Below are 15,867 nucleotides of genomic sequence, written 5' to 3'. Positions count from 1 at the left end.
CCCAACTCAGCCCTGCCTACCGCGCCCCGGTTCCTACACCGCCGCCAGCACGCGCCCCACACCCAACTCAGCCCTGCCTACCACGCTCCGGTCCCTACGCCGCATCCGGCACGCACCTTCGCACCCAACTCAGCCCTGCCTACCGCGCCCCGGTTCCTACACCGCCGCCAGCACGCGCTCCGATCCCTACACCGCCCCAGCACGCGTCCTCGCGCCCCAGCCTCTACTCCGTCTCCGCAGGCGGCTCCTCGGACCGGACCGGCTGGGGCGGTTTGGCCGCAGCGGCGGGCTTGTCTTTCTTCTTCGCGCGCTCCGCCTCGAAGTACGCCTTCAGCTCCTCGGCTTTCCGCGGGTCGGTCAGCTCGATCTTTCCCTTCAGGTGATACTCCACGAGCAGCTCCCAGTCGGGGGCGACCTTCTGCGATGCCATCGCGCGGATGGCGTTCTTCACCATACGGCGCTCCTTGGCGTTGGTGAAGGTGTCCTTGAACCGCTGGATGCGCGTCATGTCGAGCGAGGGATAAATGCTGCGGAAAATCTCGCTCGTCATCCGCGCGTCGTCCAACGCACGGTGCGCCGAGCCTTCGGCCGAGATGCCGAGATCCTGCAGCGCCGCCTCCACGCTTACGTCGTTCGTGACGTTTTTGTAGCGCAAATACCCTTTCAGCAGATCGAAATAGTCGACGCCGAGCCAGTACGCGTCATCGAGCTTGTGCATGCGCGTATCGAAAATAATGCGCTTGAGATCTTCGCCGCCCCATGTCAGCAGCAGGAACGAGTCGTTGCCGCCGAGCCACGCCTGGAAATCCCCGATTACCTTGACGAAGCCGGACGCCGCGTCGATTTCCTCTTGGGCGATGCCGGTTTTTTTCTTGATGAAGCTGTTGAGCTTGGAGAAATAAACCGGCTTCACCATGGCTGAAAACGTATCCGTCAACGCCAGCGACGCGTCCAGCCGGACCGCGCCGATCTCGATGACCTCCATCGGGAGGTCGCTCGCAAACTTGCGGCCGTTGAATTCGATGTCCAATACGATATAGTCCAATGCTTGATCCTCCGATCGATCCTTGTGACTCCATTCTATCACTAGGAAGCGGGTCCGGCGCAAGCGCCTTCCGCCGGACGCTCCGGATCACGCACCCATCCCCAAAAGAATAGGCCAACCGGACAGCCGGTTGGCCTGTACAAACATGGACCCGCGTGGATCTTTAGCGGAAATTCGCTGCGATGAAGCCCATGAACTCCTCCTCGGTCCGCTCCGCTCTGGCGCCCATGAGAAACGCCGCGTCGTCCCCTGCGAGATAGCGAAAACGTCCGCCGGCGTCGTTCGCCGCTTCGTAGATCGTTTCGGCGATGCGTTCCGGCGCGGACGCGTTCGCCTGGAAGCTGTCCAGCTGCTTCTTCGTCACCGCCTCGGCGTAATCGCGATAGGAGGGGAGAGACTCGCCGGAAAGGAGCTCCAGAGACCGGCCGGTGAAGTCGGTGGAGACGTTGCCGGGCTCGACGACTTTGACTTGGATCTTTTGCGTTCCGAGCTCGTAGTAGAGCGATTCGGAGAAGCCCTCGATCGCCCATTTGCTCGCGTGGTAAAGCGACAGCAGCGGAAACGCGACGCGTCCTCCGACGGACGAGACGTTGATGATCGTACCCGCTCCGTTCGCGCGGAAATGAGGCAGAATCGCCTGGACGGCGCGCATCGTGCCGAACACGTTCACGTCGAATTGCCGCTTGATCTGCGCGGGCTCCGCCGCTTCGAAGACGCCGAAGGCCGCGTAGCCGGCATTGTTAAGGAGGACGTCGATCCGGCCGAAGCGCTCGATTCCGAGCGACACCGCCCGTTCGATCGTTTCCGGCTGCTCGACGTCCAGTCGTACGACCAACACGCGTTCGAGCGTGTTCAGCTCCGTCTCCCGCTCAGGTGCACGCATCGTGGCGACGACGTTCCACCCTTGCTGCGCAAAATGCCGCGCGGTGGCCCGGCCGATGCCGGAGGACGCGCCCGTGATCAAAATCGTGTTCATGGAAAAAGCCTCCTATCCAAGGGGATGTGAGACGATTATACGATGATAAGATAACAAAGTAAACAAAATTAATTAAAATAGTAAAATTAATAATCTATATACGCTGTGTTTACTTCGCTGTCGGGCGAACGGTATAATGGCTGAAACGGAACGGCAAGCGGAAGGCGAAAAAGGCTGGGCCTCGAGCGATTAGGGTGCGAAGGGCGGCCCGGCGGGACAGCCGATACGGCGAAACGGTTCATGCAGGGAAAAGCCCATGCGGCAAAACGGCACATACGGGGAAAGTCGATAATGGAAAAACGGCCCATGCGGGGGAAAAGCCCATTCGGCGAATCGGCCCATGCTGCAAAAAAGGCCGAAGCGGCAAAGGAGGCAGACGCCATGAAGACGGCGACGAGCAGCGCGACATATATCGAGAAAATCAAGCCCGTTCTTCGGAAGTTTCGATTCAGCCAAATGAAGATGGACGATATCGCGAGACATATGGACATCAGCAAGGTGACGATGTACAAGCACTTCGCGTCCCGGGACGACGTGATCCGGGCGGTCGTCGGTCACTACGCGGACTACCTGCTGGACGCGGACGCCGCTGCGCTGGACGGGAGCCGGCCGTTCGCGGAGCGGTTTCGGCGCGTCTTCGAGACGTCCTTGCGGTGCGTCGTCTACGTCAGCGATTTGTTCCTGCAGGATCTCAAGGATGCCTATCCGGCACTGTGGGAGGAGCTGCTTGCGGCGCAGCAGCGGCGCTATCGTTCGCTGGAGGCTTTTTTCGAGGATGGGATCGGGCAAGGCTTCTTCAATCCGATCAACGCGACGCTTTATCTGGTGCAGGACGATGCGACGCTGCGGCAAATCGTCGACCCGTCCTTCTCCATCAAGTACGATCTGACGGCGAAGCAGGCGCTGATGGACTACTATCGGTCGAAAAAGTATCAGCTGTTCCGGCCGGCGCATCTGGACGATGCGGAAGACGCCGAAGCGGAAAAAGAAATCGCTCAAATTCTGCAAGCCCTGTAATGCGCGCGAACAAAGAGCCCCGGAATCCGCCTGAAGGCGGTCCGGGGCTCTTCCTGTCGCCGATGCCGGCGCTCGGTTCACCCGGCGATCAAGCCGGGTTCAGCGAAATCTCCTCGTCTTCCTCGTTCCGCTCGAAGGCGGCGCGGTTGAATTCGCCTTCGGAATGGGCCACTAGCAGGGACGTCACGGTCGTGCCGGTCGCGTTGACCGCCGTGCGGCCCATGTCGATCAGCGCCTCGATGCCGGCGACGATCGCCATCCCTTCGAGCGGCAGGCCGAGAGCGGTCAGGACGACCGTTGTGGAGATGGTGGCCGGACCGGGCACGCCGGCGACGCCGATCGAAGAGATGATGCTGATCGCTACGAGGAGGAGGTAGTCGGTGAAGGTCAGATGGATCCCGTAGACCTCCGCCGTGAAGATCGCGACGATCGCGGGCCAGACGCCGCCGCAGCCGTTGAAGTTCATGGAGGCGCCGAGCGGCGCGACGAAGCTCGCGATACGCGGCGAAACGTGCAGCCGCTTGGTGATGACCTCCAGATTGACCGGCAGCGTCGCATAGCTGCTGCGGGTCGTGAAGGCGACGGCGATCGTCGGATAAATTTTGCGGAAAAACCGCAGCGGGTTTACCTTCGCCACGAGCAGGACGAGGCCGCCGAAGACGATTACGAAATGCAGGATGAGCGCCACGTACGACGAGACGATGACGCTGCCAAGCTCTTGCAGCGTATCCCAGCCGTACTTGGCCGTCATGCCTGCGATCAGCGCGAACACGCCGTAAGGCGTCAGGCGGATGACGAACCGGACGACCTGGTGCAGCACCTGGGTCAGCGAGTCGAGCAGGCTGCGGATGGGCTGGACGGCCTGGGGCTTTTTGGCGCCGACCTTGAGGATTGCGACGGCGATGAAGATGGCGAAAACGAGCAGCGGCACCACCTGGCCCTGAGCCGCTTCGTTCACCGGATTGGAGGGCACGAGGCTTAGGATGACGTCGGAGAAGGTCGGGATATCGCGGGCCTTGAAGCCTTCCGGCACCGCTTGCTTGATGCCCGAGCCGGGATTGAAGAGCAGCGCGACGAGCAAGCCGATGATCGAGGCGACCCCCGTCGTGCCGAGGAACCAGGCGAACGTCTTGAGCCCGATCTTGCGCAGCGCTTCCAGATTCGTCAGCGAGGCGATGCTGTTCAGCACGAGGACGAAGACGAGGGGCACGACGAGCATCCGGATCAAGCTGACGTAGATGCTGCCGAACGTCGTGATGCCCTTGGTTTCGACGTCCCAGTTCTGAATGACGATGCCGACGAGGAGGCCGAGCCCGAGTCCGATCAGCACGCGCGTGCCGAAGCCGAGCCTTCGCCGGGCGAGGTAGTACAGAATGCCGAAGACGACGACAGATATGACGAAGCTGAGCCAGTTGGTCTCGATTGCCTGCAGCAGATTGTTGTGGACCTTATCCATTGCCCAATCCCTCCTATGCGAAGCTGCTTAATGGGGATAAAGCTGGCATGTAGATCATCCGCAAGGCTGTCAATGCATCTATATGAAGGGGACGGTCGGTATATGCTCCGGTTGCGTGTGCCCCGGCGTGCATGTCTGCAGATCCCCAAGATTTGGCGCCAGGCTCTTGTCGGCCGGGACGGGTTATGGTACATTTCCGTCAAAAGATACGGCCTAGGCAAACGGAAAGGATGTCATCCATGCGTTTCGAGCCCCCCGGAAACCAAACCCTGCTCCTGTCGAAGCTGTCGATTCCGCAGCCGCGCGAAACGACCGTCGAACGTCCCCGCCTGCGCGCCCTGTTGGATGAAGGTCTCGCCAACAAGGCGACCTTCCTCGCCGCGCCGGCCGGCTACGGCAAGACGACGCTGGCCGCGGACTGGATCCGTCGGCTGGACGCCCGCGTCGGCTGGCTGTCGCTGGACGACAAAGACAACGACCTCGTCCGGTTCTGGAGCTATGTCGCGCAAGTCCTCGAGCAGGCAATTGACGGCCTGTCCGACGCATTCCGTTCGGCGGCCGCCACGCTGGCTCCCGGCTTGTACGAGCCGTTTCTCGTGGCGCTGCTGAACGAGCTGGGCGCCGTACGGGAACCGGTGGTTCTCGCGCTGGACGACTGGCACGTCATCGCGGACGAGGAGATTGCGGAATCGGTTTCCTATCTAATGGAGTATTTGCCCGAGGGCACGCACCTGCTGTTCGCGAGCCGGACCGGCACGCGGTTCCCCAAGGCGAGGTGGCTGAGCCGCGGCTGGGCTCGGGAGATCCGGGCCGCGGATCTGCGCTTCGACCTGGGGGAAGCGATGGAGCTGTTCCGCCGGTTCGGCGAGCGCGAGACGCACCGCGATCAGATCGAGGACTTCCTCTCGCGGACAGAGGGCTGGATTACGGGGCTGAAGCTGATTCTGCTGTCCATGCGCGGCGGTACGCAAGCGACGGCGACGGCGAGGAAGCTCGCGCATGCCGGCGGGGAACGAATCGAGCGGTTTCTCATGGAGGAAGTGGTCGAGTCGCTGGACGAGCGCGACCGGCAGTTTCTGCTGGACGTCTCCGTGCTGCGACGGATGAACGGATCGCTATGCGAAGCGGTGGCCGGAACGGGCGGCGCCGCGCGTCTCGCCGCGCTGGCGCGGATCGACCTGTTTCTCGTTCCTTTGGACGAGAGCAAGACGTGGTACAGATTCCATCATCTGTTCGGCGAATTCCTGCAGGACATGCTCCGGCGGCGCGACCCGGGGAGGACGGACGGGCTGTACCGGGCCGCGGCGGAGTGGTGCGAGGCCCAGGGCCTGCTCGAGGAGGCGATCGACTACCGGATTGCCGGCGCTCAGTACGACCAAGCGATCCGGCTGCTCGAGGAGATGCGGAGCCTGATGATCCGTCGCGAATTCTCGACGCTGCGGGTCTGGCTGTCGGCCATCCCGGAGGAGATGCTGCTTCGGCATCCTTATCTTTATTTCTCCTACATCCTCTCCCTGCTCTGGACGCTTGAGCTGGAGCGGGCCGAGCGGCACCTGCAGCGGGCCGAGCGCTACTACGAATCCGCCGCGTCCGGCTGGACGCAGGAGGAGCGAGACCGCTATCTCGGTTATTTGTACTTCGCGAGGAACTTCAAGGCGACCCAATACGAGATGGACATGATCAAGGGGCTGGAGTATATCCGTCTTTCCCTGCGGCACAGCCCGGGCGGGACGGACCTGATCTTCGCCTCCCCGGAAATGCCGCTCTGTCCCTCCATTTACCGATCGTACAACGGCAAACGCGGCAAGCACTTGCCCCGGGGGCTTTCGGACGACTTCTTCCACAGCATGATCGGATTCATGCGGCAGATGGGGCTGCACGACTCGGTGCTTGTCTGCTACGGGGAGCTGCTGTACGAGCGGGGAGAGCTGGAGGCTGCGGAACGGTACCTGAAGGAGGGGTTGTCCGGCCAGAGCCAGGCGCATTATCAGCCGGAAAAGGTGTACGTCCCTGCGAGCCTTTTCCTCTCCCGCATCGCCAGAGCCCGGCGGGATCCCGCGCAGGCGGAGCAATGGCTGGCCGAGGCGCTCGCCAGAGCGGAGTCGGAGGGGGCCGCAGCCGCGCCGATCCTGCTCGAAGCGGAGCGCGCCGCGCTGCGGCTGGAGCAAGATGATGCGTCGGCCGCCCGGACCTGGCGGGAGCGCTACCGGCTGACGGCGGACGACCCGGTCTCCGTCTATCAATTATTCGTCTATTTGTTCCTCGTCCGGACGCTGATGGAGACGGGCGCGGGCGACGAGGCGTGGCGGCTGTCGGAGCGGTTGCTCCATCTCGCGGTGAAAGGCCACCGCCCGATGGACGCGTTGGAGCTGCAGGTGCTCCAGGCGGTGATGCTGGACCGGGCGGGCAAGCCGGAGCAGGCGCTGCTCAAGCTAGAAGAAGCACTCAAGCACGCGCTGCCGGACGACTACATCCGAGTGTTCGTCGACAAAGGCAAGCCCGTCGCCGAGCTGCTCGCGGCTTACGTTCAGCAGCGGCAGAAGGGCAACATCCGGGACAAGCACGCGCCGCCGCTCGCCTACGTGCGCAAGATTTTGGCCGGCTTCGGGGAGGCGCCCGAGACTGGCCGTACGGCGGCGGCCGCGCTGGAGACGCTGCTCACGCCGAGAGAGCTCACGATCTTCCGCCAGATGGAGGAAGGGATGGACAATCCGGCGATCGCGGAGGCGCTCGGTATCGGCATGGGCACCCTGAAGGCGCATATCAATCGCATCTACAGCAAGCTGCAGGCGACGAGCCGCGTCGAAGCGATCAAGCGGGGCAAAGCGCTGCAGGGGCAGGCGGGCAAGTAAGCGCAAGGACGAGCATGTACAAGTTTTACCCTATTCATTTCTGTATGACCTCCGATAAAAACGTGTCGCCGTCCGGGAAGACGGCGACACGTTTTTACTTGCATGCGCCTATAACCGGGCCTATAACCGCGGTTAGATTCGGCTGGCGCCGGATGGGCCTATAATCGGAATGATGACTGCAGATCAAGATCAGACAGGAAAGGGAGTCGAGCAGATGAGGCGCGTCCTCTCATGGTTTACGGCACTAATGCTGGCGATCGGCATCATTCCGATTCACGCTTTCGCGGCATCGAGCGATTTTGCGCAAGGAGACGGATCGGCGGAGCGTCCGTACATCGTCACGACGTTGGCGGAGCTGAACGCCGTCCGCAACGATCTGTCCGCCCATTACCGGCTGGCGGCGGATATCGACGCCTCGGAGACCGCGGGCTGGGACGGCGGCCGGGGCTTCGAGCCGATCGGCAGCTACGAAAGTCCGTTTACGGGCGACTTCGACGGAGACGGACATCTCGTCGCGGGGCTTGCGATCAAGCGGCCCGAGGCGACCAATATCGGTTTGTTCGGCGTGTTGGGGCAGGGAAAAGTCCGTCGTCTCGGCTTGGAAAATGCCGAGGTGGAAGGCGGGCGGCGCGTCGGCGGGCTCGTCGGATACATGATCGGCGGCGAGCTGTCGGCCGTTTATTCCACGGGACACGTGTCGGGGCACGACGACTATACCGGCGGTCTGGTCGGGTGGAACGAAGACGGCCGCATCGCGGAAGCCTATTCGACCGCCACCGTAGACGGAAATCAATTCACCGGAGGATTGGCCGGGTACAATCGGAGCGCCCAGGCGGTCGTCTCCGACGCATACTTCGGCGGGCGCGTACGGGGTACCGCGTATGTCGGCGGCGTGGCGGGCCGCAATCTGCACGAGGCGAAGATCCGAACCTCTTATGTCAGCGGAGCCGTGTCCGGCAGTACCTATGTCGGCGGGATCGTCGGGTTGAACGACAACAAAGCCATGGTGGAGACCAGCTACTGGGACATCGAGACGACCGGGGTGCCGATCGGGGCCGGCGCGACGCTGGAGGACAGCCCGTTCTCCGCGGCCGCGCTGTTCACCCTCAACGCGCTCCGGGCCGCCAGCTATGCAGGCTTCGACTTCGAGCGCACCTGGTTTATGATCGACGGGTCGACCCGGCCGTTTCTGCGGTCGGAGTGGTCGGCGACGATCCGAAACGCGCACCAGCTCCAGCTTGTTGCCATGGACTTGAAGACGAATTACACGCTGGCCCGGGACATCGACTTCGGCGACGTCTTTACGGACGACAGCCGCTCGGACATGTGGGCCACGAACACGGCTTCCGACGGGACCGTCTCCGGCTTGGGCTTCGTGCCGCTCGGGAACAACTTCTACTGGGCGTACGAAGGACGGTTCGACGGACAGGGTCACGTCGTCCGGGGGCTGACGATCCACCGTCCGGGGGCAAACGGCGTCGGCCTGTTCGGCATGCTGCTCGGGCCAAACGGCATCGTGCGCGACGTCGGCATGGAAGGCGGCTCCGTCACCGGGGGCGAGAACACCGGAGCCCTGGTGGGCTTTAACAATGCCGGCACGATCGAATCTTCGTACGCGAACGTCCCGGTCCGCGGGACGAAATACGTGGGTGGACTTGCGGGCAACAACGGCAACAACGCTAAGATCCTGCAATCCTATGCGTCGGGCGACGTCACAGGCAACGCATCCGTCGGCGGTTTGGTCGGGTTCAACTATCGGCTGGCCGGCGGAGGACTGGTGACCGAATCGTACGCGATCGGTCGCGTGACCGGCCAGCCGGATGGCGGTACAAGAAGCTCCAACATCGGCGGTCTGGTCGGAGAGAATGCCGATGGCGTCATCGAGAAGTCCTACGCGACCGGTCCGGTGTCCGGGCAGTATCAAATCGGAGGCGCCGTCGGCGTTTCGAGCGCGGATGGCCGGCTCGACGATGTCTATGCCTCCGGCCGCGTTAGCGGTGACGAGCGGGTCGGCGGCGCGGTTGGCATGCTCTCCGGCCCGCTCAACCGGGCCTACGCGTCCGGGGACGTCGAGGGGCAAGTCCATGCGGGCGGTCTGGCGGGCGAAACGACCGCGTCCGGATCGATCAACGACGCCTACGCCACCGGCAGCGTGGAAGGAAGCGACAAGATCGGCGGCTTGGTCGGCATGCTGAACGGGCCGGTGAACCGCGCCTACGCCACCGGCCGCGCAGCCGGCAGAAGCTTCGTCGGCGGGCTTGCGGGACGGACCGAAGAGCAGGCGAAGATCCGCGACGCTTATGCCGTCGGTCCCGTCGAAGGCCAATTCGAGGTGGGCGGGCTGGTCGGACGCAACGTCGGCAGCATCGAGCGCGCTTATGCGGCAGGCCGCGTCACGGGCTCCGAAGATGTCGGCGGCCTGGTCGGCAGAGCGTTCGGCACGGCGACGATGAGCTATTTCGACCGGGAGACGACGGGCCGGTCCGGCGGCACCGGCACGGCGGACATGAAGCGGCAGGAGACGTTCGCTTCTTGGGACTTCGAACAGACATGGACGCTCCAAGCCGGCAAGGCGTACCCCGTCCTGCGGAGCATCCCGGCGAACCTTGCGCTCGATGCGGCTCCGCCCACCGTGGCGGGCGCCGAGGTGGACGTCGAGCGGCCGGACCGCGTCGTCGCGGTCTTTGACGAAGAAGTGACCGCCGTAGGCGCCGGCGGGATGACGATCCGCGCGGACGGGATCTCCGTGCCGATCGCGCGCGTAGAGGGTTCGGGGACGAAGGCGCTGACGATTGTCATAGACGCACCCGTCGCGTATGGGCAGGCCGTCGATCTGTCCTACGACGCCGGAGCCGGCGCGATCGCCGATCTGGCCGGCCATCCGCTGGGCAGCTTCGCGAATCTGGTGGCGGCGTTCGTCGACCGGACGCCTCCGCAGATCGCGATCGCGATGACCACAGCGGATGGGAAGGCCTATGAAGACGGCGCTTGGACCGATCAAGCCGTGACGGTGAGCGCGGCTGTCTCCGATCGGGGCAGCGTCAGCTCCGTCACGTATTCGTTGGACGGCGAAGCGTCATGGTCCCCCTATGCGGGAGAAATCGTCCTGCGGGACGGCGGGATCCATCCGGTCGCGGTTCGGGCGGTCGATGCGGCAGGCAACGAGGCGATCGAACGCCGCACCGTGAAGATCAGCACTGGCGGACTGCTGCTGACGCCGACGCTGACGAAGGAGGGCGGGGGCGCATACAGGAGCGGCGAGTGGACGAACGCCAGCGTGACCGTCAGCGTTTATGCCGCCGGAGGCGCGGGCGAGATCGCCGATTTCGTCTATACGCTGGACGGGGGCGACGCAATCGCTTATGCGAACGACGTCCCGATCGCCGTCGCGGACGAAGGCGTGCACACGCTCGTCTTCCGCGCGACGGACGAGGCGGGTGCCGTCGCCTTGACTCTGGCGGTGAAGGTCGACCGGACGCCGCCAGAGGTCGCCATCGCCCCGAATGGCGGCGACACGGCCGCCTCGGTGGCGCCGACGGTCTCCGCCACGGATACGTGGAGCGGCATCGATGCCGCCTCATTGCAGTATGTTTGGACGAAGGATCCTTCGTCCCCGGCCGACGGCTGGACGACGTTCGCGAACGGGAGCGCGCTCGCGAAGACGGGCGCCGACGGCGACTGGTATTTGCACGTCCGGGCGCGGGATCGCGCCGGTAACGAGACGGTCGCGACTTCCGGCCGCTTCCGTCTGACCGTCCCGTCCGGCTCCGGGCCTTCCGGCGGCGGAAGCCCGTCCCTTCCGGACCATACGTATCGGGTCGGCACGGAGGGCGGCACGATCGTCTTCGCGGGCGGGGAGATCGTCATTCCCGCGGGCGCGACGACGCAGTCCTTCCTCCTCATGATCCAACCGGTCGCCCCGGGCGACGTGCCGCCCGCGAACGGCGGAGACCGGCTGGCCAGCGGGGCGTTCTCCTTCACCAAAGACTTGGCTGGGACGTTTGCCAAAGACGTCACGATCCGTCTGCTGCTGAACGGGGGTACGCAGGAGGCGGAGGATGTCGCGTATCTCCTGAGCTGGTACGACGAGGCCTCGGGCGCCTGGGTACCGTTGAGCTCGCCCGGCTTTGATCCGGAGCGGCACAGCGCAAGCGGGACGACAAGGCACTTCACCATGTTCGCGGTCATTGCCCACCCCGTCGCCAAGGAGGAGCCAGCCGCGCCGTTTGCGGACGTGAAGGGGCACTGGGCGGCGGAGACGATCGCGAAGCTGGCGGCGGCGGGCGCGGTGAACGGCTATGCGGACGGCAGCTTTCGGCCCGACCGCACGGTCACGCGGGCCGAGTACGCCGCGATGCTCGTGCGGGCGCTCGGATTGGCGGATCAGACCGGCAAGGCATTCGCCGATCTGCAGGGTCATTGGGCCAGCCAAGCCGTCTCGACGGCGTACGCGAACGGGATCGTCCAAGGGATCGACGAGGAGACGTTCGCACCCGACCGGCGCATCACGCGCGAGCAGATGGCCGTCATGACCGCGAACGCGCTGAAGCTTAAGACCTCGTCGGACGATGTTCCCTTCGCCGACCGGGACCGGATCTCCGCGTGGGCCAAGCAAGTGCTGGCGGCTGCGACGGAGTACGGGCTGCTAAGCGGCTATCCGGACGGCACGGCGAGGCCGCAAGGGCAGGCGACCCGGGCGGAGGCGGCCGCCGTCATCTGGCGCGCGCTGGCGCTCCGGGAGAAGTCCTAAAGACGGAAGAACCTCGGCATCCGCCCGCAGTGCGGAAGCCGAGGTTCTTTTTTTCTGCAGCTGGGACCGCAGCATGTGGCGCCGCCTGCGATCTAAGCGGCCTTGCCGGCCAGGCGGAGGTTGAGATACCCCTGCAGCTCGCCGCGGTAGCGGAGCGTCAGCGAAGGGGAAGCGGCGAGGTCGCACGGCTTGACGAGCGAGGCCGGCTTGTCTGTTACCGGAAGGCCGGCCCGGGACAGGGCGCTCGCGACGAACTGCGAGCAGAAGTAGGCGCGATCCCGCTCGAGCGGCATGTTCAGCATGAGCGTCGCCAGGCCGAGCAGATTGTAGCTGTATTCGCGTTCGTTCTCCTGGAAGCGGCGGATGATCCGCTGAAGCCGATTATATGCGCTCTCGCTGACGTCCAACTGATAGACCGAGCAGGTCGCTTGGTGGAACAGCTCGCCCCGCAGATTCTCCTTGACGAATCCGGCGCTGAAAGGGTTGCCGGGGCTGCGCCGGCCGAAGCTGTAAACCTGCTCCAGGTCGCCGTCGAGCGCGAGGGACGCATGGTTCATCGGGGCTTTGGTATACAGGCGGATCATCCGGGTGAAAAGCGTCCCCGTGTCGGTCAGTACGATGTAGACGGGATGGGTGGCGTTCATGGTTAAGGTTCCTCCGTTCGGGCTTGTCGCGTTCCGGTTCGCTCGTTTGCTGTTGTCCTCAGCATACCGCGGACGGCCCCGCCGCCGTAACGAACGGAGGTTCAGATCGGAGCCCGACTTAGGTCCGAGGCGAAGGCTGGACTTTGCGCGATCCCTGACTCGGATTGTCAGGGGAAATGGGCTATGCTAAGAACAGCGGCACCGATTTGAATCCATAAAGGGAGGGAACCCAATGAGCAAATTTGGCATGTACGTAAAATTTACGACCGTCGAAGGCAAGCGGGAGGAACTGGCGGCGATTCTGATGGAGGCGGCGGCCTCGATGGACGAGGTCGACGGATGCGAGATCTATCTTGTGAACTATGCCGATACGGAGCCGAACGCGGTGTGGGTGACGGAGGTATGGCGGGATGCGGAAGCGCACCGGGCGTCCTTGCAGGCGGAGGGAGCTGCGGAGATGATCGGACGGGCCAGACCTCTCATCGCGGGCGTCGAGCAGGTCAAGCTGGCCACCTTGGGCGGCAAAGGTGCATAGCGTGGGCTGCCGCGTTGGGACATTCGCCGATTCTCGCTTATAATGAGAGGCAAGCCTGGGGAAACTAGAAAGGGAAGATAGATAGAGAGACGCGGTCGGAGACCGAATCCGATCGCCGGATGGAGAGGAATGAACGCATGAATCGGGAGATGCCCGGAACGGCCGCGCTGGCGGGGAAGAGAGCCGCGCCCGCGCGCGCGCGCAAACGCTTGTTGCTGCTGATCGCCGTCCTTCTCGTCCTGCTGACAGCACTGAATCTGCCTGCCGTCCATCGCTGGCTGCCCGTCAGCCTCTGGCGCGACGTTCCGCCGGTTACGTCCCTGCACCCGATCGTCGAGGCGCGCATGAAGACGCTCGTGACCGAGGCCAAGGCGCAGGGGATTTCGATCGCGATCACGGACGGATTTCGCAGCTCGGAGGAGCAGGAAGCGCTCTACCGCAAAGGACGGGACGGCGGCGGCGCGATCGTGACCAACGCCCGGGGCGGCGAGTCGTATCACAACTACGGCTTGGCCATCGACTTCGCCCTCCGCGCCAAGGATGGCCGGATCGTCTGGGACATGAAGTACGACGGCAACGGCAACGGGAAGGCCGACTGGATGGAGGTCGTCGCCATCGCCAAGCGCCTTGGCTTCGCATGGGGCGGGGATTGGAAGGACTTTCCCGACTACCCCCATCTTCAGATGGACTTCGGGCTGTCGATCCGCCAGCTTCAATGGGGACAGCGACCGCCCGAGGATTTGAAGCAGGCCGAGGCGCCGGCGCCGGCCGGCGTCCGCAAATCTTAGCTTAGCTAGCAGCAAGGGCCACCCGAGCCATCTGCCGATGGCGGGGCGGCCCTTGCGTCGTTTCATCCCGTTCCCTCGTGGCTTCAATCAAGGCTCTTAAAAGGTTAAAGTTAACGAAAATGTTTCCGAGCCCTATTGCCGCGGATTCTTGTAAATGCCGTACTTGTATCCGATGCGCCCGCTACAAAAAAACGGTTTTTCAACAGACAAGCACTGGCGTCGGCAAAACTTTTTCCTACTGAGATTAATGAAGTGCATGGATCGGCACTTCCTGTGATTGAAAAGTTATTGATCGTTCCCCTTCTTTTTCCGGATCTCTTTCGATTCTGCGACGACGTTTACAACCTTTACGTGCGGGTTTGTTGCGTTTCTTCCCGCCGCATCCACACGAACATGACATTCCGATACACCTTCTTCATCAAATTAATGAATGATGTATCGTATGTAATCGCTTGTTCAGGTGCGTGGACAAGTATCACGGCTTGCGATCTATTAGTAGGAAGATCCTGAAATAACGTACTTAAGCTCCAACCCGGGGAGTTTGACCAGAGGAGTAGATGGGCGTGCGTAAAAGCGGGCGAAAATTCTAACGGTTGTGAGCGACGCTATTTAGGTAAAAATGGAGTTTGCAAAATGTGACGGTTGCCAGCGAGCCTATTTCCCGTTTTTCGTAGGCAGAAGGGCTGTTTCGTCCAAATAAGCGCGCATGCAACCGTTAGAAAAGAAACCTCCGTTTTTTAGGCCGATTAGGCGCTATCACAACCGTTAGCGTAGGAATGTTCCAAACCGGTCATTCGTTCGAGGCTAACCCGTTGGTCAAGCACCGCATTCAGGTTGAGCCGAAAACCCTCCAACTTGAACGGACGAGATGACTCTAGCATGCTTGTAGCACATACATAATACGAACTAAAAGAAGGCTTCCGAAGAGACGGAAGCCTTTAAGCAAGTATCGAAGTAACGAGTTGAATAGCATAACAAGCCCAGCCCACCAGAGCCTAAATCAAAGAGACGGCCGTCTTGATATATGAATAGAGATCGCCGTCCATGCCATGGACAACCGCGTCCTCCGGATGATCGCCGTAATACTGTTCCGCCGCCTGGACAAAGGCCGCATCCGCAGGGGCGTAAGCATCCATGGCTGCCTTCCAGCGCTTTGCCAACTTGGCGACATTCGGATCATCCGGCGGCATTCCCCCGGTTAGACAGCTCCGAAATTCGGCTAACAAAATCTGCCCTTCCGCTTGGATCTCCCTTAGCTTTTCCGGTCCGATCCGTTTGCTCCGACTTTTCAGCTCTTCGGCCAGGCCCTTCGAAAAATGCGAGCTTTGCATCATCCGCATCATTTGCATCGCGAGCATAAATCGCTCTTCGGGTATCGGTTGACCCGATTGCAGCAGATCAAGAATGTACTGCACGCGATCTTTCAGTTCCGCCAGCATGCCGATCTGCTCGTTCAAGCGGGAAAGCTGCAGCTTCAGCATCTCCTCCGGACGGAAAGACGGGCTGTGAATCATCGCTTTGATTTCCTCGAGCGCAAGGCCCAATTGCTTCAGCGATAAAATGTGATGCAGCTTCGCGACATCGGCATCCGTATACAACCGGTGTCCGGATTCGGTCGTCCGGGACGGGGATAACAATCCAATCCGGTCATAGTGGTGGAGCGTTCGAACGGTCGTGCCTGTACGTTTGGCGAGCTCTCCAACCTTCCAACTGCCGTTCACGACGGTTTCTCCTCCCATGCGTTAGGATGACTTGAACCTGACGTAGCGTCAGGATTTATAATGGTTTCCATCCCGGGAACAAC

10 protein-coding genes are annotated in these 15,867 nt (G+C 62.6%); 5 read left to right on the top strand and 5 right to left on the bottom strand.

Annotated features, from left to right (window positions below; translation table 11 throughout):
• Positions 1-223: 223 nt before the first annotated feature.
• Positions 224-1,045, bottom strand: a complete 822-nt coding sequence (locus LKX83_RS18500; protein ID WP_227883775.1) for a 3'-5' exonuclease — start codon at positions 1,043-1,045, stop codon at positions 224-226.
• A gap of 163 nt (positions 1,046-1,208) precedes the next feature.
• Positions 1,209-2,021, bottom strand: coding sequence for an SDR family oxidoreductase (locus tag LKX83_RS18495; RefSeq protein WP_227883774.1), 813 nt, complete (start codon positions 2,019-2,021; stop codon positions 1,209-1,211).
• Positions 2,022-2,402: 381 nt separating this feature from the next.
• Here LKX83_RS18495 and LKX83_RS18490 point away from each other — a divergent pair, with 381 nt between their 5' ends.
• Positions 2,403-3,038, top strand: coding sequence for a TetR/AcrR family transcriptional regulator (locus tag LKX83_RS18490; RefSeq protein WP_227883773.1), 636 nt, complete (start codon positions 2,403-2,405; stop codon positions 3,036-3,038).
• An 88-nt stretch (positions 3,039-3,126) separates the two neighbouring features.
• On the opposite strand, the gene LKX83_RS18485 is transcribed toward LKX83_RS18490, so the two are convergent.
• On the bottom strand, positions 3,127-4,494 hold the full coding sequence (locus LKX83_RS18485) for a dicarboxylate/amino acid:cation symporter (protein ID WP_227883772.1): 1,368 nt from the start codon (positions 4,492-4,494) through the stop codon (positions 3,127-3,129).
• 239 nt (positions 4,495-4,733) lie between these two features.
• Between LKX83_RS18485 and LKX83_RS18480 the strand changes: the two genes are divergently transcribed.
• Both LKX83_RS18480 and LKX83_RS18475 read left to right on the top strand, forming a co-directional pair.
• On the top strand, positions 4,734-7,346 hold the full coding sequence (locus LKX83_RS18480) for a winged helix-turn-helix domain-containing protein (RefSeq protein WP_227883771.1): 2,613 nt from the start codon (positions 4,734-4,736) through the stop codon (positions 7,344-7,346).
• 214 nt (positions 7,347-7,560) lie between these two features.
• Positions 7,561-12,096, top strand: coding sequence for an S-layer homology domain-containing protein (locus tag LKX83_RS18475; protein WP_227883770.1), 4,536 nt, complete (start codon positions 7,561-7,563; stop codon positions 12,094-12,096).
• 92 nt (positions 12,097-12,188) lie between these two features.
• Here LKX83_RS18475 and LKX83_RS18470 read toward each other — a convergent pair whose 3' ends face one another.
• Positions 12,189-12,740: a C40 family peptidase gene (locus LKX83_RS18470; RefSeq protein WP_227883769.1), complete on the bottom strand. Its 552-nt coding sequence runs from the start codon at positions 12,738-12,740 to the stop codon at positions 12,189-12,191.
• Between the two features lie 232 nt (positions 12,741-12,972).
• Here LKX83_RS18470 and LKX83_RS18465 point away from each other — a divergent pair, with 232 nt between their 5' ends.
• Together LKX83_RS18465 and LKX83_RS18460 are read left to right on the top strand one after the other, a co-directional pair.
• Positions 12,973-13,275, top strand: coding sequence for a putative quinol monooxygenase (locus LKX83_RS18465; protein WP_227883768.1), 303 nt, complete (start codon positions 12,973-12,975; stop codon positions 13,273-13,275).
• Positions 13,276-13,412: 137 nt separating this feature from the next.
• Positions 13,413-14,063 carry a M15 family metallopeptidase gene (locus LKX83_RS18460; protein ID WP_227883767.1) on the top strand — a complete coding sequence of 217 codons (651 nt, stop codon included), beginning with the start codon at positions 13,413-13,415 and terminating at the stop codon, positions 14,061-14,063.
• Positions 14,064-15,058: 995 nt separating this feature from the next.
• Here LKX83_RS18460 and LKX83_RS18455 read toward each other — a convergent pair.
• Positions 15,059-15,784: a MerR family transcriptional regulator gene (locus LKX83_RS18455; protein WP_227883766.1), complete on the bottom strand. Its 726-nt coding sequence runs from the start codon at positions 15,782-15,784 to the stop codon at positions 15,059-15,061.
• Positions 15,785-15,867 lie beyond the last annotated feature (83 nt).

Origin of the sequence: Cohnella baijiui (assembly GCF_020731285.1) — a bacterium.
In the GTDB taxonomy this organism is placed as follows: Bacteria; Bacillota; Bacilli; order Paenibacillales; family Paenibacillaceae; genus Cohnella.
The sequence above is the reverse complement of the archived record's forward strand: the minus strand, read 5'-3'. Positions and strand labels throughout refer to the sequence as shown.